The sequence below is a fragment of the Agromyces sp. NPDC055520 genome (genome assembly GCF_053619715.1).
Genome location: NZ_JBSHJY010000023.1, coordinates 1 through 18,208 on the forward strand (window position 1 = coordinate 1; position 18,208 = coordinate 18,208).

At 72.8% G+C, this 18,208-nt stretch carries 13 protein-coding genes; 5 read left to right on the plus strand and 8 right to left on the minus strand.

Annotated elements, in window-relative coordinates; genetic code table 11:
* Positions 1 to 105 precede the first annotated feature (105 nt).
* Positions 106 to 1,425, minus strand: a complete 1,320-nt coding sequence (locus tag ACWGST_RS10765; protein ID WP_452046660.1) for an FAD-binding oxidoreductase — start codon at positions 1,423 to 1,425, stop codon at positions 106 to 108.
* A 113-nt stretch (positions 1,426 to 1,538) separates the two neighbouring features.
* Between ACWGST_RS10765 and ACWGST_RS10770 the strand changes: the two genes are divergently transcribed.
* Complete coding sequence (locus ACWGST_RS10770; protein WP_452046661.1) at positions 1,539 to 2,159, plus strand: dihydrofolate reductase family protein; 621 nt, start codon at positions 1,539 to 1,541, stop codon at positions 2,157 to 2,159.
* A 102-nt stretch (positions 2,160 to 2,261) separates the two neighbouring features.
* Here the strand turns inward: ACWGST_RS10770 and ACWGST_RS10775 are convergent, their stop codons facing one another.
* Positions 2,262 to 4,412, minus strand: a complete 2,151-nt coding sequence (locus ACWGST_RS10775) for a S9 family peptidase (RefSeq protein WP_452046662.1) — start codon at positions 4,410 to 4,412, stop codon at positions 2,262 to 2,264.
* 138 nt (positions 4,413 to 4,550) lie between these two features.
* Here ACWGST_RS10775 and ACWGST_RS10780 point away from each other — a divergent pair, with 138 nt between their 5' ends.
* Positions 4,551 to 7,232 (plus strand): AMP-binding protein, encoded by a 2,682-nt coding sequence (locus ACWGST_RS10780; protein WP_452046663.1) that lies wholly within the window; start codon positions 4,551 to 4,553, stop codon positions 7,230 to 7,232.
* Here ACWGST_RS10780 and ACWGST_RS10785 read toward each other — a convergent pair.
* From ACWGST_RS10785 to ACWGST_RS10810, 6 genes are all read right to left on the minus strand, one after another.
* Positions 7,213 to 8,376, minus strand: a complete 1,164-nt coding sequence (locus ACWGST_RS10785; protein WP_452046664.1) for an ABC transporter ATP-binding protein — start codon at positions 8,374 to 8,376, stop codon at positions 7,213 to 7,215. The two genes, ACWGST_RS10780 and ACWGST_RS10785, sit on opposite strands and share 20 nt — an antisense overlap.
* A complete protein-coding gene (locus ACWGST_RS10790; protein WP_452046698.1) occupies positions 8,373 to 9,833 on the minus strand; it encodes an ABC transporter permease in 1,461 nt (486 codons plus the stop codon). The genes ACWGST_RS10785 and ACWGST_RS10790 overlap by 4 nt, the downstream gene beginning before the upstream one ends.
* Positions 9,834 to 9,964: 131 nt before the next feature.
* Positions 9,965 to 10,993: an iron ABC transporter substrate-binding protein gene (locus ACWGST_RS10795; RefSeq protein WP_452046665.1), complete on the minus strand. Its 1,029-nt coding sequence runs from the start codon at positions 10,991 to 10,993 to the stop codon at positions 9,965 to 9,967.
* A gap of 95 nt (positions 10,994 to 11,088) precedes the next feature.
* Positions 11,089 to 11,508 (minus strand): hypothetical protein, encoded by a 420-nt coding sequence (locus tag ACWGST_RS10800; RefSeq protein ID WP_452046666.1) that lies wholly within the window; start codon positions 11,506 to 11,508, stop codon positions 11,089 to 11,091.
* On the minus strand, positions 11,505 to 11,987 hold the full coding sequence (locus ACWGST_RS10805) for a LysM peptidoglycan-binding domain-containing protein (protein ID WP_452046667.1): 483 nt from the start codon (positions 11,985 to 11,987) through the stop codon (positions 11,505 to 11,507). The genes ACWGST_RS10800 and ACWGST_RS10805 overlap by 4 nt, the downstream gene beginning before the upstream one ends.
* A 44-nt stretch (positions 11,988 to 12,031) precedes the next feature.
* The gene (locus tag ACWGST_RS10810) at positions 12,032 to 13,663 is read right to left on the minus strand and encodes an aminotransferase-like domain-containing protein (protein WP_452046668.1); all 1,632 of its coding nucleotides are present in this window, start codon (positions 13,661 to 13,663) and stop codon (positions 12,032 to 12,034) included.
* Between the two features lie 76 nt (positions 13,664 to 13,739).
* Here ACWGST_RS10810 and ACWGST_RS10815 point away from each other — a divergent pair, with 76 nt between their 5' ends.
* The 3 genes from ACWGST_RS10815 to ACWGST_RS10825 all read left to right on the plus strand — a co-directional run bounded on the left by ACWGST_RS10815 (position 13,740) and on the right by ACWGST_RS10825 (position 18,169).
* Positions 13,740 to 14,483, plus strand: coding sequence for a pyridoxamine 5'-phosphate oxidase family protein (locus ACWGST_RS10815; protein WP_452046669.1), 744 nt, complete (start codon positions 13,740 to 13,742; stop codon positions 14,481 to 14,483).
* A 345-nt stretch (positions 14,484 to 14,828) separates the two neighbouring features.
* The gene (locus ACWGST_RS10820) at positions 14,829 to 15,011 is read left to right on the plus strand and encodes a hypothetical protein (protein ID WP_452046670.1); all 183 of its coding nucleotides are present in this window, start codon (positions 14,829 to 14,831) and stop codon (positions 15,009 to 15,011) included.
* A 137-nt stretch (positions 15,012 to 15,148) separates the two neighbouring features.
* Entirely contained in the window at positions 15,149 to 18,169 is a 3,021-nt protein-coding gene (locus tag ACWGST_RS10825; protein WP_452046671.1) for a helix-turn-helix transcriptional regulator, read from the plus strand.
* Positions 18,170 to 18,208: the final 39 nt, after the last annotated feature.

Consider the following 18,208-nt stretch of genomic DNA (forward strand, 5'->3'; position numbering starts at 1 on the left):
GGCCGCGTGGCGTGAGCCGCGGCATCCGCTCGCCTGTGTTCGACGCAGCCACCCGCGTTTCTGTCGCCCGGCGCGCTCAGCCCGCCGGCGTTTCGGCGGCCCCGCTCAGTCCGCCGGCACGATGTTGTGGTTGTGCCGGAACGCGTTGCCGGGGTCGACCTCGGCCTTGACGCGGCGGAGGCGTTCGAGCGTCGCGGGCGGGTACATCGCCGCAGTCACCTCGTCGTCGAACTCCGCCGCGAAGTTGCCGTAGACGCCGCTCGTGAAGGCGAGGGCGGCATCGCTGCCGACCTTCGCGGCGGCGACCAATTCGGGCGATGCGTCGGCGGGGAGGACGCCGTTGACGATCAGCAGCGCCTCGGCATCGCGCTGGGCGATCGCCGTCGCGTCGGGTGCGACGCGCGAGAACGCGCCGCCGAGGGCACGGAGCAGCACCATGGTCGGCACGTCGCGGGCGTATGCCGCGGACACCGCGTCGAGCAGGGCATCGGAGACGTCGGGCACGAAGCCGTTGCCGCCCACGAAGAGGAACGGCGGGCGACCGGGCGGAGCGTCTTCGAGCAGTTCGCCATAGGCGGTCGGGGCGAGCGACACCTCGACCACCGACGGGAGGTCGAGCAGCGGGGCGAGGAGCTCGCGCAGCTGCGCCTCGCTGCCCTGCAGGGCCACGCCGAGTTGCGGGCCGCCGGGCATCTCGGGGCCGAACGGCGGCATCAGCATGAGCGAGGAGTTCAGCTCGTCGGGACCGGCCCGCATGACGTCGCGCCAGGCGCGGAGCACCGCCGGCACGTCGGAGCGGTCGAACCGCACGTGCCCGCCCACGAGCCCGTCTGCGGGGATCGCCTGGAAGGTGAATCGCGTCGCGACGCCGAAGTTGCCGCCGCCGCCGCGCAGTGCCCAGAAGAGCTCGGGGTGCGACGTCGCGTTCACGGTCAGCACGTCGCCGGCCGCCGTGACGAGTTCGACCTCGCGCAGTGCGTCGATGGCGAGACCCTGCCCGCGCACGAGCCAGCCGATGCCGCCGCCGAGGGCGAGGCCGCCGACTCCGACATCTCGCGTGTCGCCCGAGCTGATGCCCAGGCCGTGGGGTGCGAGGGCCGCCGCGACGTCGCCCCAGCGGGCGCCGCCGCCGACGGCGACGACGCCGTCTGCCGCGACCTCGATCGCGGTGAACCCGGCGAGGTCGACGACGAGGCCGTCGTCGACGGGGAGGAGGCCGTGGCCGCCGCTGCGCACGGCGATCGAGAGACCCGCGGCTGCGGCGACGGCGACCGCGGCCGCGACCTCGGCGGCGGTGCGCGGACGCACGACCGCTTCGGGTTCGCCGATGCCTGCGAAGACCGTGCGGCCGGCGTCGTATTCGGATGCGCCGGGACCATGGGCCCGGCCTGGAACTCGCTCTTTCAGATCGGAGAGAAGAGACATTCCTGCAGTCTTGCAGCGGCCCGCGACATCCGGAATGCTGCTCGCTCAGCGCTGAATCCGTGCGTTCGCATGCACCGGTGCGGGTGTCGGCGGTGAGGCGTACGGTGTCGCGCATGACGCTGAACGACGGCCTCGTCACGGCCAACATCACGATGTCGCTCGACGGTTTCGTCGCGGGGCCGAACCAGACGCGCACCGACCCGCTCGGCGAGGGCGGTGAAGACCTGCATCGGTGGATGTTCGAGCAGCCCGACGAGAACGCCTCGATCGTCGAGCAGATCCTCGCGCCGAACGCGTACATCATGGGCCGCAACATGTTCGGACCGATCCGCGGAGACTGGCCGGGCGGCCCGTCCGATGAGGAGTGGAAGGGCTGGTGGGGCGACGAGCCGCCGTACCACGGGCCGGTCTACGTGCTCACGCATCACCCGCACGACCCGATCGCGATGCAGGGCGGCACGACGTTCCACTTCGTCACAACGGGCATCGACGACGCGCTCGCGCAGGCGAGGGCCGCCGTCGGCGACGGCCGCATCTCGGTCGCGGGTGGTGCGAGTACCGTGCGGCAGTACCTCGCCGCCGGCCTCATCGACCGCATCATCGTCACGATCTCGCCGATGATGCTCGGCAGCGGCGAGCGGCTCTTCGAGGGCATCGACGACCCCGGTCTCACACCGGTCGAGGTGTTGAACACCCCGCTCGCGACGCACATCACCTACGAGCGGCGGCGCTGAGGAACCGGCAGACACCGCGGCGCTTGCTCGCAGAACCGCGAGCGGGCAGGAGATGCCGCTTCATCGGTGCGGGGGCGGCATCTACCGCCCGTTCGCGGTTCCCTATTCTCCGCTCGGGTGAGCGCCTGCCGCATCGACGACCCACGCGTAGGCGAAGGCGCGCTCGCGCCACGCCGAGTACCGGCCCGAGACGCCGCCGTGGCCGGCCGCCATCTCGATCTTCAGTAGCGGGTCGGCGCCGACGTCACGCAAGCGGGCGACCCACTTGGCCGGCTCGACGTAGAGCACGCGCGTGTCGTTGAGCGAGGTCACCGCGAGGATCGGCGGGTAGTGCCTGCCACCGTCGTCGCTGGCGTGCACGTTCTCGATGGGGGAGTACGACTTCATGTACGAGTAGACCTCTTCGTCGTCGAGCGGGTTGCCCCACTCGTCCCACTCGATGACCGTGAGCGGCAGCGACGGGTCGAGGATCGACGTCAGCGGGTCGACGAACGGCACCTCGGCGAGGAAGCCCGAGAAGTACTGGGGCGCGAGGTTCGCGACGGCGCCGATGAGCAGGCCGCCCGCGCTGCCGCCCTGGGCGACGAGCCGGTCGGGGGCCGTGATGTCCTCGTCGATGAGGTGGCGGGCGACCGCAGCGAAGTCGGTGAAGGTGTTGCGCTTCTCGAGCTTCTTGCCGTGCTCGTACCAGAGGCGGCCCATCTCGCCGCCGCCGCGCACGTGCGCCACGGCGAAGATCATGCCGCGGTCGAGCAGTGACAGGCGGGGGATGCCGAAGCCCGGGTCGATCGAGTGCTCGTACGAGCCGTAGCCGTAGAGCAGGGTCGGGGCGGGCGTGCCGAGGTCGACGAGGTCGTGCCGGTAGACGAGCGAGACCGGGATGCGCGTGCCGTCGTCGGCCGTCGCCCACTCGCGCCGCTGCGAGTAGCGGGTCGCGTCGTAGTCGCCGAGCACGGGCTGGCGCTTGCGGAGGCGTCGCTCGCCGGTCGCGACGACGACGTCGTAGACCGTCGAGGGGGTCACGAAGCTCGTGTACCCGATGCGCAGGGTCGGCTGGGCCCAGTCCGGGTTGCCCGAGAGACCAACCGCGAAGAGCGCCTCGTCGAAGGCGAGCTCGTGCAGGGTGTCGTCGGGGGTGGCGCCGGTGGGGATGCCCGCGGCCGGCACCTTCGCGACGGCGACTCGCGGCAGCCCCTCGCGGCGGTACTCGACGGCGACGAAATCGCGGAACGCGTCGACGCCCTCGAGCCGCACAGCGGGGTCGTGCGGCAGCAGCACGCGCCGGTCGCCCTGCGGGTCGGATGCCGCGACGCTCACGAGCTCGAAGTTCACCGCCTCGTCGTTGTGCACGATGAGCAGGCGGTCCTTGCCGCCCGCGATGACGTGCTCGACGTCGTACTCCACCCCGTCCTTCCGGGGCCAGACCACCGAGAACTCGCCCGTCGGCTCGGCGGCGTCGAGCAGCCACGTCTCGCTCGTGACGTTCGAGCCCGCCTCGATCACGAGGTACTTGCGGCTGCGCGTCACGCCGACGCCGAGCCAGAACCGCTCGTCGGGTTCGGTGAAGACCGATACGTCGTCGGATGCCGCGGTGCCGATCTCGTGCCGCCAGATCGTGTCGGGCCGCCAGGACTCGTCGACCGTCGCGTAGAACACGTAGCGTCCGCTGGGGTCGAACGTCGCGCCGCTCGAGGTGCCCTCGATGACGTCGTCGTACTCGCGACCCGAGCCGTCGAGCGAGCGCAGGCGCAGCGTGTAGCGCTCGTCGCCCTCGAGGTCGGTGGCGTAGAGCAGCGTCGACCCGTCGGCGGTGACATCGAAGCTGCCGAGCGAGTAGAAGTCGTGGCCCTCGGCCTCGGCGTTGTCGTCGAGCAGCACCTGCTCGCCGGGCAGCGGCGAGCCCGAGTCATCCGTCACCGGGGGTTCCCAGTCGTCGGGGCCGGTAGCCGGCACCCGGCAGTGGATGCCGTATTCGCGGCCCTCGACCGTGCGGGTGTAGTACCACCAGTCGCCCTCGCGCGTCGGCACGCTGAGGTCGGTCTCCTTCGTGCGGGTCGTGATCTCCTCGAAGATCTGCTCCTGCAGCAGCGCGAGGTGCTCGGTCTTCGCCTTCGTGTAGGCGTTCTCCTCGTGCAGGTGGGCGAGCACCTCGGGGTCGTCCTTCTCGCGCAACCACTCGTAGTCGTCGACGACGACGTCGCCGTGGTGCACGCGTTCGATGGGTCGCTTGTCGGTCTTCGGCGGAGTCAGCACGCTCCCACGCTACGCCGTTTCGCTTTTCAGGAGCGCGTGTTGCGGGGAGGGGTTCCTGCGAGGGGCGGATTCGTTGGGGCGAGTTGGTTAGGTTAGCCTTGGCTCACTTCCCTTTCCCACCATTCACGGAGGCGACGCGTGCCAATCCGCTCGCTCGAGACGACCACGGCGCTGCGCCTGACCCGAGGCCGGTCGTCGGCGCCGGCCCTGATCGGGCCGACGATGATCGACCACGGCGAGCTGCGCGACCGCGTCGCGGCACGCCGTGACGAGCTCGGGCCGCAACGGCGCCTCGTCATGATCGCCGCCGCGAACGAGGTCGAGCCGGTCGTCACCTACCTCGCCGCGCTCGAGGGCGGCCACCCCGTGCTCTTCGTCGACGGCGACCCGGCCGGCAACCGGCAGCACGTCGAGGCGCTCATCGAGCGCTTCGATCCCGACGTGATCGCCGACGGGAAGCACCTCACCGAGCGCCGCGAGGGAACCCGACACGAACTGCACTCCGACCTCGCCCTGCTCGCGAGCACCTCGGGCTCGACCGGTTCGCCGAAGCTCGTGCGCCTCAGCCGCTCGAACCTCGAGAGCAACGCGGTCGCGATCGCCGACTACCTGAACCTCGGCGAGGGCGACCGCGCTGCGACGACGCTGCCGCTGCAGTACTGCTACGGACTCTCGGTCGTCAACAGTCACCTCGTCTCGGGCGGCAGCATCGTGCTGCAGTCGCACTCGGTCGTCGACGACGAGTTCTGGCAGACCTTCGACCGCGCAGAGGCCACCTCGTTCGCGGGCGTGCCGTACACCTTCGACCTGCTCGACGCGAGCGGCTTCGCCGAGCGGGCCACGCCGACCCTGCGCAGCATCACGCAGGCGGGCGGGCGCCTCGCCCCCGAGCGGGTGCGCCGATACGCCCGGCTCGGCCGCGACCGCGGTTTCGCGTTCGTCGTCATGTACGGCCAGACCGAGGCGACCGCGCGCATGGCCTACCTGCCCGCACGGCTCGCCGAGTCGGCCGCGGGTTCGATCGGCGCCCCGATTCCCGGCGGGCGATTCCGCATCGACGCGCCCGACGACCTCGGCGTCGGCGAGCTCGTCTACGACGGACCGAACGTCATGCTGGGCTACGCCGAGCGTCCGGCCGACTTCGCGTCGGGCCGGGTCGTCGACGAGCTTCGCACGGGCGATCTCGCCCGCCGCCGCGACGACGGACTCTACGAGATCGTCGGCCGCAGCAGCCGCTTCGCCAAGGTGTTCGGTCTGCGCATCGACCTCGACCGGGTCGAGCGCCTGCTCGCCGACGGGGGCCTCGAGGCGCGGGCGGCGAGCACCGACGAGCGACTGCTGCTCTTCACGCGCGAGCCGCGCACCGCCGCGCTCGGCAGCGACACGGCGAAGCAGCGCGCCGCCGACGTCACCGGACTGCCCGTGCACGTGATCGCCCACTACGCCGTCGACGAGTTTCCGCGCACGGCGAGCGGCAAACCCGACACCGCCGCACTCGTGCGCCACGCCGCCGCGGTCGACACCCGAAAAGCAGACGGCGGCGTCGCCGAGGCATCCACCGACCGTGTCGCGCCCGACGCGGTTCGCGAGCTGTACGCCGAACTGCTCGACCGACCCGGCGTCACGCTCGACGACTCGTTCTCTGGGCTCGGCGGCGACTCGCTCAGCTACATCGAGGTCTCGCTGCGTCTCGAGGCGCTGCTCGGCACGCTGCCGCGCGAGTGGCCGACCATGACGGTGCGCGAGCTCGGCGCGGTCGCCGCGCCGGCATTCAGGCGAACGGATGCCGCGGCGCCCGAGCATCCCGCGGGCGCCGCGCCTGCCCGCCCGGGCGAGCGCAACGGCGCGGCCGACTCCACCGGCCCGACCGACTCCACCGACCCGACCACCGCAACCGCCCGCCGCGCCCCGCGCCGCCGCCTGCCCCGCATCGAGACGCCCGCCCTGCTGCGTGCCGTCGCGATCGTGCTCATCGTCGGCACGCACGCGAACCTCTTCGACCTCAAGGGCGGCGCGCACCTGCTGCTGGCGGTCGCGGGGTACAACCTCGCGCGGTTCCAGCTGGCGGATGTCGCGGGTCGCTCGCGCCCGATCGCCCTGCTGCGCAGCACGGCGCAGCTCGTCGTGCCCGCGGTGCTCTGGATCGGCTCGGTCGCGCTCGTCACCGGCTACTACCGCCCCGAGACGGTGCTGCTCGTGAACAACTTCGGCGGCGAACCATCTTGGAGCGTGCACTGGCAGTTCTGGTTCATCGAGGCGGTGGCGTGGTCGCTGATCGGGCTCGCGGCGCTGTTCGCGCTGCCGGGGCTCGACCGTCTCGAGCGTCGTCGCCCGTATGCCTTCGCGCTGGGCGTGCTCGCGGCGACGCTCGTCGCCCGCACCCTGCTGCTCGGCGGCGTCGAGGCGCACGCCACCGAGCGCTACGCGACCGCGACGGTCATCTGGTGCCTCGCCCTCGGCTGGCTGATCGCGCGCTCGCGCACCGTGCTGCAGCGCTGGACGGCGTCGGCGATCATGGTCGTGAGCGTCGCGGGGTTCTTCGGCACGGCGCCCCGCGAGGCGATCATCGTCGGCGGACTGCTGCTCGTGATCTGGCTGCCCGCGGTGCCGGTGCCGCGCATGCTCGTGCCCCTCGTCGGAGTGCTCGCCGGGGCATCCATGTTCATCTATCTGACGCACTGGCAGGTGTACCCGCCGCTCGAAGACCACGTGCCGTGGCTCGCGACGCTGCTCTCGCTCGTCGTCGGCATCGCGGCGTGGAAGCTCTACGCGGTCGCCTCGGCGCGCCTCGCCGCGGTCGTCAGGGCCCGTCGGCGCTGACGACGGGCGCCGCCGTCGCGGCGACTCCCGACTCCGCGATGCCCGGGTAGAGCACGACCCCGCCGTCGATGCGCACGTCGACCCGTGCACCGCGGGCGAGTCCGACGACCTCGTGCTGCGGCAGGCGCAGGGCGACCGTCGACGGCGCGCCGTCGCCGATCTGCAGCACGACCTCGGCGGTCGGTCCGACCCGGCGGATGTCGGTGACGACCGCGTTCGACGCCGCCGCGCCCGTGCGCACCTCGAACTGGGCGGGGCGCACCATCGCGACGGAGGCGCCCACGGCACCGCTGCTGCGATCGTGTCGAATCGGGATGCGCCCCAGCACGCAATCGGCGCAGCCGCCGCCGAGCGTGGCGGGCAGCAGCACGGTGCCGCCGAGGAAGGCGGCGATCTCGGGCGTCGCCGGGCTGTCGTAGACCTCTGACGGCACACCCGATTGCGCGAGACGGCCGTCGACCATGATGCCGATGCCCTGGCCGAAGGTGAGGGCCTCGTCTTGGTCGTGGGTGACGAGCACCGCGGTCGTCGCGCTGCGTTCGAGCGCGTCGATGACGGCTCGGCGGGTCTGTTCGCGCAGGCCGGTGTCGAGGGCGCTGAACGGCTCGTCGAGCAGGATGACGGCGGGGCGCGGCGCGAGAGCGCGGGCGAGGGCAACGCGTTGCTGCTGTCCGCCCGAGAGTTGGTGAGGATACCGGTCGGCGAGCACGGGGTCGAGTGCGGCGAGCTCCATCGCCTCGCGGACGCGGGCATCGCGGGCCCGGCCGTCGCGGCCGTGTCGACCGCGGAGCCCGAAGGCGATGTTGCCGGCCACGGTCAAGTGCGGGAACAGGGCGCCGTCTTGCGCCACGTAGCCGATGCCGCGCCGGTGCGCCGGCACCGAGCGGCCGCCGGCGGCACGGCCGATCGTGCCCCGTGCGTTCGCGCCGCGGCCGCCGGCCTCGGCGATCACGCGATCGCCGAGCGTGATGCGCCCGCTGTCGGGCTCTTCGAAGCCGGCGATGAGGCGCAGCAGCGTGCTCTTGCCGCTGCCGGAGGCACCGACGATCGCCGTTCGGGACCCGTCGGGCACCTCGATCGAGATGCCCTCGAGCACCCGGGTGCCGGCGAACGACTTCGAGACGGACTCGATGGAGAGCCTCATCGTGCGCGCCACCCCCTCGCCTGCGCGAACATCAGGCCGACCGCCGGAATCGACAGCAGGATGAGCACGAGCGCGTACGGCGCGGCGCCCGGGTAATCGACGGCGGACGCGGCCGACCAGAACTGGGTGGCGAGCGTGCGCGTGCCGGTCGGAGCGAGCAGCAGCGTGGCCGTGAGCTCGTTCGCGGCGCCGAGCGCGACGAGCGCGGCGCCCGCGGCGATCGACGGGATCAAGAGCGGCACCGTGACCCGCAGTCGTGCTGCGAACGGCGAGACGCCGAGCGAGCGCGCCGCCTCTTCGAGCGACTCGGGCACTTGCGCGATGCCCGCGCGCAGCGACACGAGTGCGCGGGGGAGGAACACGATCACATAGGCCACCATGACGGTGAACGCCGTCTGGTACAAGCCGGGCGCGAGGCGCAGCGTCACGGTGACGAGCGCGAGCGCCACGATGATGGCCGGCAGGCTGCTCGCCACGTAGTATGGCGCCTCGAGGGCACGGCTCAGCCGGCCCGGGAACCGGCCGACGAGCCAGGCCACCGGGAAGGCGACGAGGATCGCGCCGATCGCGCCGCCCGCGCCGAGGAGTGCGGTCTGCACCGCGGCCGTCGGCAGCTCGGCGAACGCGTCGGGGTCGGCCGCGCCGAGCCAGCGCAGCACGCTCGCGAGCGGCACGGCGGTCGAGGCGAGCACGAGCGCGGTGAGCGCGGCGACGGTCGGGGCCGCCGCGCGGCCGAGCCGCAGCGGCACGGCGGGGTGGGGGGTGCCCGAGCCGACGCGCGCGTAGCGACCGCGACCGCGCGCCGACGACTCGGCGATGAGCAGGAGCAGGCAGAGCGTCGTGAGCACGACGCCGAGCGAGGCGGCCGACGGTCCGGCGAACGTCGACTGATACGCGACGACGATCGCCGTCGTGAAGGTGTCGAAGCGCACGAATGCGAACGCGCCGTACTCGGCCAGCAGATGCAGGGCGACGATCAGGCCGCCGCCGAGGATCGCGAGGCGCAGCTGCGGCAGCACGACGCGGGCGAACACCGCCCACGAGCCGTCGCCGAGCGAGCGGGCCGACTCCTCGAGCGCCGGGTCGAGGCCGCGAAGCGTCGCGAGCGCCGGCAGGTAGACGAGCGGGAAGTAGGCGAGCACCGCGACGAGCAGCCCGCCGCCGAGCCCGTGGATCGACGGGATCGCGCTCGCCCAGCCGTAGCTGCTGACGAAGGCCGGAATCGCGAGGGGGGCGGCGAGCAGCACGGCGAACACGCGCCGGCCCGGCAGGTCGGTGCGTTCGACGAGCCAGGCGCCGCCGACGCCGAGCACGATCGTCGTCGGCACGCCGAGCACGAGCAGCAGCACGGTGTTCAGCAGCAGTTCGCCGACGCGGGGCCTGAGCACGAGGTCGGCGAGTTCGCTCCAGCCGATCTCGAACACCGTCGCCACGACGTAGCCGACCGGCACGAGCATCAGCGCGGCGAGCACCGCGACGAGAGCGACGAGCGCGAGCGACGGGCGGCGACCGCCGGCGCCCGGTCGCCCGGCGGCACCCGAACGGCCCCGTCCCGCGACGCGGGACGGGGTGCTCAGGGTTGCTGTGGTCAGAGGAGTCCCGCGTTCGTCATGAGGTCGATGACCTCGGGGCCGTTGAGGGTCGACGGGTCGACGAGCGGCGCGTCGAGCGTGTCGAGCGCGGGCAGCGGCGCCTTGGCCGGAACGCCGCTCGACACCGGGTACTCGAAGCTGTAGCCCTCGCCGAGGATGGTCTGGCCCTCTTCGCCTGCGAGGAAGGCGAGGAACTGCTGCGCCTCCTTCTGGCGCGAGCTCGATGCGAGCACGCCGCCGCCCGAGACGCTCACGAACGCACCCGGGTCCTGCTCGCCGAAGTAGTGCAGCTTCGTGTTGCCACTGTTCTCTGCCGTCTCGTCTTGATCGCGGTACCAGTAGTAGTGGTAGATGACGCCGGCCGGGATCTCGCCGGCGTTCACGGCCTTCATCGTCGCGATGTTGTTCTGGTAGACGGTCGCGTTCTCGGCCATGCCGTCGAGCCAGGCCGCCGTCGACGCCTCGCCCTCGAGCTCGAGCATCGCCGAGACGATCGCCTGGAAGTCGGCACCGCCGGGGGCGGCACCCCAGCGATCCTTCCACTCGGGCTGCTGCAGGTCCATGAGGGAGGCCGGCAGCTCGGCTTCGTCGATGAGCTCGGGGTTGTAGACGAGCACGGTCGAGCGTGCGGCGATGCCCGCCCAGAGCCCGCTCGACGGCCGGTACTGCTCGGGCGTGAGCGCGAGCGTCGCCTCGTCGACCGGCGCGAGCAGCCCGGCGTTCTCGACGAGCGACATGGCCGGCGAGTTCTCGGTGAGGAAGACGTCGGCAGGCGACGCCGCGCCCTCTTGCACGATCTGGTTGCCGAGCTCGCTGTCGGAGCCGTTGCGCAGCACCACCTCGATGCCGGTCTGCTCGGTGAACGCCGCGACCCACTCCTCGGTGAGCTGCTCGTGCTGCGCGTTGTAGACGACGAGCGCGTCGGACGGAGTCTCGTCGGGCGACGCGGGCGCGGAGCATCCGCTCAATGCAAGTGCCGCGACCGCGACGAGGGCGAGCGACGAGAGGGCATGACGGGAGTTCATCGGGCTCTTTCCGAGGGGGAATCGAAGAAAGGGGGAGGAAAGGCTATCCTAACCCCGCCGGGCTTCGATCCTCGTCTCAACCGTCAGCTCAGCCCTCAGTCGCCGACCCTCACCTGCCAGCGACCGCCGCCCTGGTCGACGAGCACGCCGCTCACGCGCAGGCCGTCGTTGCGCTCGGCCGAGAAACCGATCGGCGGCAGCCCGCCCTCGGTGACGGTCATCGCGGCTTCGAACGTCGGCGAGACGAACCCGAGATCTTCGAGCGCGCGTTCGCGCGCCTGCGTGTCCCAGATGCCCGAGAGCACCCAGGCCATGGCGCCCGCCGTGAGCGCCGAGACGAGGAACAGCACGTAGCCGAGCTCGCGCACGGGCTTCGAGCGGCGCCGCCTGCCGATGACCGAGACCACGACTCCCGCGACGAGCACCGCGAGCGGGATCGCGACCGGCCACGGGTTCCACGGCTCGATCGTCACGGTCGCGATCACGTCGGCGGCGAGCGGTCCGGCCGCGGTCATCCGGTCTTGGTCCAGTCGAGGTTGATGACGTCGCCGATGTAGACGTTTTCGCCGAAGTCGTGCACCTGCGGGTTCATGCGCAGCAGTTGCTGCTGCGGCAGGTCGAAACGCTGGGCGATGTCGAAGAAGCTGTCGCCCGAGACGACGACGTAGCTGATGGGCATGCCCGTGCCGTCGAGTGCCGGCGTGCCGTTGGCGCCGTCGCGAGCGCCGAGGTCGACGGCGGGGCCCGGTTCGTAGACGGGCGCCGGCGCGTTCGGCACGGGGTCGGGTGCCGGTGCGGGAGCGGGCTCCGCGGGCGGCGGCGGCGCGGTCGGCGTCGGGGTCGGCGTGGGCTTCGGGGTGGCCGTGACGGTCGCGACGATCGTCACCGGCGGCGGGGCGGGGGGCCCCGCGCACGCGCTCAGCAGCAGCGCACCCGACACCGCGAGCACAGCCGGCGCAAGGGATGCGACATGGCCGCCGACTGCTCGCCTCACCGGGCCTCCAACCGTAGGGTGGCGCGACGAACGCGCCGGTCGGTTCACACTACTCGCCGACCGCCCGGTTGCGACAGGTCGACCTTGGTCGTATTCGCAGCGGGATTCCGACGGCTCCCGCCGTCGCGGCGGTCGGTCGCGGCAGGCGCGACCGCGGTGTCGAGGATCGCCGCGCGGATCAGCGCGAGCCCCTCGGCGAGCCGGGTGTCGCTCGGCGCCGCGTAGCCGAAGACGATGCCGTGTCGCCTGCCGCCGGGCGCCGCGGAGTAGTCGGAGAGCGGCGCGACGGCGACCCCGGCCCCGGCGAGCCGGGTCACGAGGGCAGCGGATGCCGCGGCATCCCGCAGCTCGACGACCGCGTGCAGCCCGCCGTCGAGGCCCGACAGCGGCGCGCCCGCCAGCCCGTCGAGTGCGGCGAGCACAAGGCGGCGGCGGTGGGCGTACTCGCGCCGGGAGGCCGCGATGTGCCGGCGCACGGCGCCGCTCGCGAGCAGTTCGGCGATCGCGAGCTGGGCGACGCCGGGCACGGGGCAGGTCTCGTCGTCGCGAGCGGCGGCGACCGCGGTGCGAAGCCCCGGGTTCGCTCGCGGCAGCACGAGGTAGCCGAGACGGATCCACGGCGTCAGCACCTTCGAGAAGCTGCCGACGAGCACCACACGGCCGGCGTCGTCGAGCGAGGCGAGGGCCGGCAGGGGCGGCCCGAGGTGGCGGAACTCGCTGTCGTAGTCGTCTTCGATCACGAGGGCGTCGTGCACGCGCGCCCAGTCGAGCAGCTCGAGCCGGGTCGCGACGGGCAGGCGCCCGCCGAGCGGGTACTGGTGACTCGGCGTGACCATGACGGCATCGGGCGCGCGCGGCAGGCGCCGCAACGCGCCGACGTCGAAACCGTCGCCGTCGACGCCGAGCGGGCGGGTGGCGACGCCGCGTCGCTCGAACAGTCGCCGGGCAGAGGGGTAGCCCGGGTCTTCGATCGCGAGCACGGGCGGGCGCCGTCCCGGCGCGCGCTCGCCGGCCCCGAGCCTGCCGACCGCGAACCCGCCGGCCGCGAGCCCGCCGGCCGTGAGCCCGCCGGCCGTGAGCACCGAGGCCAGCAACCCGAGCGCCTCGCTCGTGCCGGCCGTGACGACGACGTCGTCGGGCGAGCAGTCGAGCCCGCGCGCGTGCCGCAAGTGGTCGGCGATCTCGGTGCGCAGGCGTGGTTCGCCGAACGGCGGCGGCGAGTCCGCCGGGATCGCCGCCGCCGCCGCGCGGCGCCAGGCCGTGCGCCACGACCGCGAGTCGATGCGCGAGGTCGAGGGTCGCCCGGGCAGCAGGTCGATGCGGGGTGCTGCAGTCGACGAGGCCGGGGGCCCCTCCGGTGCCGCGGGCCCGGTGACGCCGACGGCGGACGCGGGCCACGCGGCATCCGTCGACGATTCGATTCGCGGCTGCAGCTCGGCGACGCGCGTCGCGGCGCCCTGTCTCGTGTCGAGGTAGCCCTCGCCGGCGAGCTGTTCATAGGCCGCGACGACGACGCTGCGCGAGATGCCGAGTGCGCTCGCGAGCGCCCGGGTCGACGGCACGGAGTCGCCGGGGCGCAGACCGCCGCCGAGCACGCGGCGCCGCAGCGCGTCGACGACCTGGGCGCCGAGCGGCGTGGTCGAGCCGCGGTCGAGGCCGATGATCGGGCCGTCCATTCGGCTCCTGACTGGACTGGTTGTTTCTGCGAAAACTGGACTGTGAACGCGACCAGTGTACGACGAGACTCGAAGCGTGACCACGATCGACCCCATAGCCCCAGCGCCCGCAGCCCTTGCGCCCGCAGCCCCAGCACCCTCGACCTCAGCGCCCGCACCCGCGCCCCGCCGCATCCGCCGCCTGTCGGAGCGCCAGACGACCGACCGCGACGCGCTCTTCGAACTGCTCGACTCCGAACTCGTCGGCCACCTCGCGGTCGTCGCCGACGGCGTGCCGATCGTCGTGCCGATGGGCTACGCCCGCGACGGCGAGTACGTGCTCGTGCATGGATCGACCGGCGGCGGATTCGCCCTGCGCGCAGCAGCCGAGGGGCAGACCGTGGCGTTCGCCGTGACCGCACTCGACGGCCTCGTCTTCGCCCGGTCGCTCTTCGACAGCTCGATGAACTATCGCAGCGCGGTCGCGTACGGTGTGCTCGAGCCGGTGGAGGGCGAGCGAGCGGATGCCGCGTTGCTCGCGCTCTCGGAACGGCTCATGCCCGGCCGCCCGGCCGAGGTGCGCGCCATGACCCGCAAGGAGATCGCCGCGACGCGGGTGCTTCGGCTGCGCCTCGACGACGTCGTCATGAAGCAGCGTGCGGCCGGGGCGTCCGAAGCCGTCGACGACGGCGAAGACCACGCGGTGTGGGCCGGCGTCGTGCCGCTCACGCGGCGGTGGGGGCCGGCCGAGCCCTCGGTGCTGACCCGGGCGGGTACCCCGATGCCCGATTCGGTGGTCGCCCTGACGACGTCGACCGGCGACCACGGCAATGTGATGTGAGGTTTCATCGGATTCAGTCGCGGCTCATGCAGGCGGCGGCGCAGACAGGGAAGGAGGTGCACCATGTTCGGAGTCTTCTTCATCGCCGCGATCGCCCTGATCGCGCTCGCGGCGGTCAGCGCCGCGGTCGTGCAGTTCGCCCGCGACGGCTACCGCCGCACGCCGACGCTCGGCCGCTGACCGACGTCGCTGAGCGCCGCCGCCGACCGCCCCCTGTCGCCGCCTCAGGTCGATCTGAGGCGGGCTCCACGCGAAATACGGCGATCGCCCGATGAGCCTCAGGTGCCTTAGCGAGCACGCTGGAGGCATCCGGTCGAACGACCGGAGACAGCCGGGAGGGGCAACATGCAGTTCTCTGCAGACTTCACCACACTGCACGCGCACCAGCACGACGTGCGCCTCGCCGAGCGTGAGCTCGGCCTGCGGCGCGACGCCGACGAGGCCGGTTCGGACGACGCTGCGGCGTCGGCCGAGCCGGTGCGCCGGCACCTCCGCCTGCACCGCGCGCCGCGGCTCGCGGTTCGGTGAGCACGACGGCGCCGACTGCGCCGCCTTCGCCGACAGCGGATCGGCAGGGCGCGTCGGCTTCGAGCACGGCCGGGTCGAACGCGATGCGGGATACCGCGGCATCCCGCATTGTCAGTGGCACGTGGCACGATGAGATCGTGACCACGTCAACGGCGGCCATGGTCGGCCGTGACGCCGACCTCGCGAGGCTCAACGAGCGCCTCGGCGAGGTGCGCGCCGGCGCGCCGTTCACGATCGTGATCGGCGGTGAGGCGGGCATCGGCAAGACCCGGCTCGTGCAGGAGTTCGAGCGGGGGCTGCCCGCCGACATCCGCCTGCTCGCGGGCCAGTGCGTCGATCTCGGCAGCGTCGCCGCACCCTACGCGCCGGTCAAGACGGCGCTTCGCACGCTCATCGCCGAGGTCGGGCCGGAAGCGGTGCTCGACGCCGCCGGCCCCGGGCGACCCGCGCTCGCCGCGCTGCTTCCCGAGCTCGCGGCATCCGACCCCGCCGCCGCCGCAACCGGGCCGCCGGCCGGAGTGGGCGCGGCGACCGGCCAACTGCACGAGGGCATCGCCGTGCTGCTCGAGACGTTCTCGCGCGATCGCCCGATCGTGTTCGTCATCGAAGACCTGCACTGGGTCGACGCGGCGACGCTCGCGCTGCTGCGGTTCCTCATGCGCGCGCTCGGGTCGAGTCGCGTGCTCACGGTGCTCACCTACCGCAGCGAAGACGTCACGAGGGGGCACCCGCTCCGCGCGTTCCTGACCGAGGCCGAGCGCGACCGCTGGGTCGAGCGACGCGACCTCTCGCGCCTCACCAGGGCCCAGGTCAAGCGGTTCGTGAAGGCGCTCATCGCCGACGAGGCGCCGAGCGATCGCGCGCTCGACACGGTGTTCCGCCGCAGCGACGGCGTGCCGTTCTTCGTCGAAGAGCTCGTGGGCATCGACGGCTGTCGTGACGAGGGCTTCGTGCCCGACACGCTGCGCGATCTGCTGCTGGCCCGCTACGAGCGCCTCCCCGAGTCGGCGCAAGAGCTGCTGCGGCTCATCTCGACGGGTGGGGTGCGCGTCTCGCACGCCATGCTCGCCCAGGTGTACCGCGGCAGCGAAGACGACCTCGACGCCGCTGCACGTCAGAGCGTGCAGTTCGGCGTGCTCACGATCGACGGCGACGACTACGCGTTCCGGCACGCGCTCGTGCGCGAGGCGATCCTCGCCGACCTGCTGCCCGGCGAGCGGGCGCGATTCCACGCCAGGTACGCCGAGGCCTACGAGGCGGCCGCCGCGGCGGGCACCCGACGGCTCGCGGCCGAGATCTCGTTCCACTGGCTCGGGGCGCACGACGCGACGCGCGCGTTCCCCGCGACGATCCAGGCCATGCGCGAGGCGCGCGCCGCCGCCGCCTATGCCACCGCCGCCCAGCTCGGCGAGCGGGCGCTCGGCCTGTGGGACGTCGTGCCCGACCCCGAGCAGTCGTCGGGTATGACGAAGCTCGAGCTCATGGGGCGCACGGCCTCGCACTTGCGCAACGCCGGCGAGGGCGAGCGCAGTCTCACGCTCGTGAAGGCCGCGCTCGCCGAGTGCCCGCACGACGACCCGCAGTACCCGCGGTTCCTGCGCGACAAGGCGATGTACCTGGCCAACGTGGGGCGGCCGGGGTCGATCCCCGTGCTCGAAGAGGCACTCGAGGTGCTCGGCGAGGGGCCGAGCGAGATGCGCATGACGGTGCTCATCGTGCTCGCCGGCCGGCTCATGATCGAGGGCCGCATCGACGAGGCCGTCGACACGGCCGAGCGCGCGCTCGAGATCGCGCTCGAGGTCGAGGCGCCGCGCTACGCCTCGACCGCCGCGAACGTCGCCGCCGTCAGCCGGGCGAGCCGCGGCGAGGTCGAAGCGGGGTTCACCGGGCTCGAACGGGCGCGGCAGCTCGCCCACGGCGACGGCGCGGCCATGTTGCGGTACTGGGTGAACGCCTCAGACCTGCACTTCCTCGTCGGCAACCACGCCGAAGCGGTACGGCTCGCCGAAGAGGGGCTCGAACAGGCACGGGCGCAGGGCGTCGAGCGCAGCTCGGGCGTCATCCTCGCGTCGAACGCCGTCGATCCGCTGTTCGCGCTCGGCGAGTGGCAGCGCGCAGCAGCGCTCATCGAACGCGCCCTCGCCCTCGACCCGCCGGGGCCGTTCGGCGTGTACCTGCAGCGGGCCCGCATCTGGTCGACGCTGTGGCTCGGCGACCCCGTGCGCGCCGCAGAACTCTTGCGTGCGTCGCGGCCGCTGATGACCGAGATCATGGCGGTCGAGGTGCAGACGCGACTCAGTGTGAGCCGGGTGGCCGCCGAGGTCGCGCTCGCCGGCGGCGACATCGCGGGGGCGTGGCACGAGGCGAAGCGGGTGCTCGACGAACCGGTGCCGTTGCCCGGCTACAGCCTGCCGCTCGTCTGGGTCGCGGGTCGGGTGGTCGGCGCGGCACGGGTCGGCGGGGTTTCCGACGGCCGCGCGGCAGGGGTCGGTGCGGCAGAGATCAGTGCGGCGGAGCCCGCGCTTCGCGAGGTGCTCGATCACATGAGTATGTGGCCGACGCATTCGCTCTGGGCCGCGTTCTTCGACGCCGAACTCGCGGAGGCGCCGGGTGCCGGTGGCGGCGCAGGCGGTGGCGGTGGCGGTGCCGGCTCGTCCACCGAGGCCTGGCGCGCGGCCGCACGAGCCGCCGCGGCACCGACGGCGCCCGGTTATCTCGCGCCGTACGCGTTGCTTCGTCAGGGTGAGGCCGAGCTCGCCGCCGGTGAACGGGTCGCGGCCAAGACCACCCTGCAGAGCGCATTCGACCTGGCGCTCAGCGGCGGCGTCGTCGCGGTGCGCACTCGCATCGAACAGGTCGCCGCGGCCGCAGCGCTCCCGCTCGACGGCGGCATGGGGTCGGGCCGCGGCAGCGGGGCAGACGGCGGCGGTCCGGGAATCGCGGGCGCCGCGACATCCGACGCCGAGGCGATCGCCGAACTGACCGCCCGAGAGCGGCAGGTGCTCGAACTCATCGCCGAGGGCCTCAGCAACCGCCAGATCGGCGAGCGGCTCTTCATCAGCGGCAAGACGGCGAGCGTGCACGTCTCGGCGATCCTGCGCAAGCTCGGCGCCGCGACCCGCACCGAGGCGGCGTACCGCGCGGGCGCGCTTCGCTGACGTCAGCGCGTCAGCGCGTCAGCGTCTCGGCTCGTCCGC

Bases quoted from the DNA above. Each gene is read 5' to 3' on its own strand.
- ACWGST_RS10765 (WP_452046660.1), bottom strand. From the start codon at position 1,425: ATGTCTCTTCTCTCCGATCTGAAAGAGCGAGTTCCAGGCCGGGCCCAT.
- ACWGST_RS10770 (WP_452046661.1), top strand. From the start codon at position 1,539: ATGACGCTGAACGACGGCCTCGTCACGGCCAACATCACGATGTCGCTC.
- ACWGST_RS10785 (WP_452046664.1), bottom strand. From the start codon at position 8,376: ATGAGGCTCTCCATCGAGTCCGTCTCGAAGTCGTTCGCCGGCACCCGG.
- ACWGST_RS10790 (WP_452046698.1), bottom strand. From the start codon at position 9,833: ATGCTCGTGCCGGTCGGCTACGTCGTGGCGACGGTGTTCGAGATCGGC.
- ACWGST_RS10795 (WP_452046665.1), bottom strand. From the start codon at position 10,993: ATGAACTCCCGTCATGCCCTCTCGTCGCTCGCCCTCGTCGCGGTCGCG.
- ACWGST_RS10800 (WP_452046666.1), bottom strand. From the start codon at position 11,508: ATGACCGCGGCCGGACCGCTCGCCGCCGACGTGATCGCGACCGTGACG.
- ACWGST_RS10810 (WP_452046668.1), bottom strand. From the start codon at position 13,663: ATGGACGGCCCGATCATCGGCCTCGACCGCGGCTCGACCACGCCGCTC.
- ACWGST_RS10820 (WP_452046670.1), top strand. From the start codon at position 14,829: ATGCAGTTCTCTGCAGACTTCACCACACTGCACGCGCACCAGCACGAC.